The organism is Allobosea sp. ASV33 (assembly GCF_016428755.1).
Lineage (GTDB): Bacteria > Pseudomonadota > Alphaproteobacteria > Rhizobiales > Beijerinckiaceae > Allobosea.
The window spans coordinates 1-431 of sequence record NZ_JAELTI010000209.1 but is presented as its reverse complement, the minus strand read 5'-3'; the positions used below and the strand labels follow the sequence as shown (position 1 = coordinate 431).

The window sequence follows — 431 nt, the reverse complement described above, 5'->3', positions numbered from 1 at the left end:
GCCGTGTGCTTTGGATCAGTGCTCTTGTTGGCATCCTCGACATAACCCAGTGCCTTGGCGGTCGCATCCGACTCGGCCAGGTGCGGCAGATCGGCGGCACGCGCCAAGCGCGGCATCGTACCGATCACCGCCGCGACTGCGGCCGTACCGGCAGCAGCCTTGAGAAAACGACGGCGCGATTCGATGTTCTTCTCATGCGACATGAGTTCACCCTCCATCCCTAAAGAACCGGTGCCCGCCACGCCCGTGGCGAAACTTCCCCGATGCTACTCCCGCGGCGAATAAGTCGTGAGAACGAATCGCATTTTCGCCGTGCCCACGAACCCGGCATGATATAGTACGAGCTCATTTGGACGTCCATACATCATGAGCCAGGTTCTTCCCGCCACCCTTTCGCCCAAGTTGTTCGCCCAGCGGGCCGACGCCATCGC

General features: G+C 61.3%; 1 protein-coding gene. It reads right to left on the bottom strand.

Features of this window, described 5'->3' with window-relative positions:
* On the bottom strand, positions 1 to 203 hold a 203-nt coding region (locus JHD80_RS27145), incomplete at its 3' end, for a twin-arginine translocation signal domain-containing protein (protein ID WP_199093686.1).
* Positions 204 to 431: the final 228 nt, after the last annotated feature.